This window comes from Frankia sp. CoWAU3, assembly GCF_977971855.1.
In genome coordinates, this window is the sequence record NZ_CDWWXB010000178.1 from 5,563 (window position 1) to 7,517 (window position 1,955).

Below are 1,955 nucleotides of genomic sequence, written 5' to 3' on the forward strand. Positions count from 1 at the left end.
CCGGCGCGGCTGGTGGGACGTCGGGGGGAACAGGAGGGCGAAGTCCGGCCACAAAGCGCGGTTTGGTGTGCGAAGATATCGTTGGATACGTGGACGGCGCGAGTCGGGTCTTGATCTGCATTTTTAGTGTGTGCCGCTGATCCGAAACGCCGGCACCAGCGGGCATGATGGTGGTAGCGTCCTGGCTGTCCGGTGCCACCACGGTCTGCTCGTCCAGTGCTCCATCGCAGGGCTTTCCTGTCTCATCGAACCGCCAAAAAGGGTCTCGTCATGTCATCAAAGGGAAGATTTTCCTTCTGACTCTGGTGCAGGCAGCAACATTCTCAATCGCGGCTGGTTACAACCGTGACCAGTTGTTCCTTTGACGGAAGAGGAGCCAAGCGTGGCAAGTGCGATCGACGGCATCTACCGGATCAGCATCGCCGGGCAGCAGACCCTCACCGACGTGGGCGGGGGCAACCTCGTCCTTCTGCCTGACGGCAACGGCGGCGGGCAGGTGTGGCAGGTGCGGCGCGCCAACGACGACACCTACACGATCCGCAAGCCGTCCGGCGGGGCTTTTGTGAGCTTCGATGGTGACCCGGACACATTCGAGCGGGTACGTGTGCTCCCGGAGCCGCGTGAATGGAAGATCGCTGATGGTCCCCAGTCGGGTACCTTCACCATCGGTGTCCCGGACAATGAACTGACCCTGGGACTTCACCCGGCGCTCATCTACCCGCCGCTGGTTGCCCTGTCACCTATCTTCAGGGAGGACAGGGGCTGGATTTTCGAGGGCGTCGAGTAGTCGAGTAACCCGTCCACCCGGGGCCCGGCCCGGCCGGTGAACGAGGCCCTGCGCCGATGGCACGGGGAGCCGGGCACCGTGCCGCGGATGGCAGCAGTTCGACCATCCGCGGCGCGGCGCATCGGTACATCGGTACATCGCGGCCGAGAGCGAACCGGACGAACCGGATAGAAAGGATTGATCGGACAAGACCGCTGGTCGGTCACCTCAGCCGCATCCTCTCGGTGGCGGCGCCGAATGCGGGCCCGATCCGCGATACTTCTGTGGGATGACCGATTCTGTCCGGCCTGCCCGGCGGGGAATGCAGGCTATCCTCGGCGACCGTCTCTGGCAGGCGTTGTTGTCATGCGGTTCCCGGTGCCATTTCCGGTCGCGGCAGGTGCTGCTGCGTCAGGGCGATTCAGATGATTTCCTGCTTCTGCTGACCACCGGCCGGGTAAAGGTGGTGCGCGTGGACGCGGAGGGCTCGGCCCTCCTGCTGGCGCTGCGTTCGCCCGGGGACATGATCGGTGAGATGGCGCGAATCGGAACCGGACGCACCGCCACGGTGCAGGCGATCGATCGATGCGAGGCGCATCGGGTCTCCGCCGCCACGCTCGACTCCTTCCTGCGGCGGCACGGTGTTCAGGGAGCGCTGGCTGACTACGTGGTGAGCAAGCTGTCCGAAACGGTTCCCTATCAGCATCAGCTCGTGCATTTCTCGCCGCGGCAGCGGGTCGCCCGCCTGCTGTTGGAACTGGTCGCCCTCGCCGGACCGGAGCTGCCCGATCCGATGCGGGTGCCGTTCTCGCTCGATGCCGTCGCGGAGTCCCTGGGGCTCGCCCGGAGCACGGTGGCCGCACATGTGGCGGCATTGCGAGAGGAACAGGTGCTGAGGCCGGGGCCACGGCTCGCGGTGGCGGGCCGAGGTGGGCATCACGACCGGCTGAGCATGCCGGTCTGGCCCGGCGGGCTCCAGGTCGTCCGCTGGTTCTCCGTTGACGGGAGCCGGTGGGCCGACGAGATGTGGTCCGTGCCACCGTTGAACCGTCCGTCGATGGACGTTTTTGTCACTCTTCCGCCGCGACGCTGAAGAACACGGGCACGACATCCGTGCTCTCCCGCGAACGCGAAGGATTCAGCGATGGCCTCTACACCGGTCCATGGCGGCACCGACAGCATGGCAATG

At 65.5% G+C, this 1,955-nt stretch carries 2 protein-coding genes; both read left to right on the plus strand.

Going from position 1 to position 1,955, the window contains the following annotated elements; all coding sequences use genetic code 11:
* Window positions 1-382: 382 nt before the first annotated feature.
* Window positions 383-787, plus strand: coding sequence for a hypothetical protein (locus AC08ON_RS14340; RefSeq protein WP_476607914.1), 405 nt, complete (start codon window positions 383-385; stop codon window positions 785-787).
* Between the two features lie 268 nt (window positions 788-1,055).
* Window positions 1,056-1,859, plus strand: coding sequence for a Crp/Fnr family transcriptional regulator (locus AC08ON_RS14345; protein WP_476607913.1), 804 nt, complete (start codon window positions 1,056-1,058; stop codon window positions 1,857-1,859).
* The last annotated feature ends 96 nt before the right edge of the window (window positions 1,860-1,955 follow it).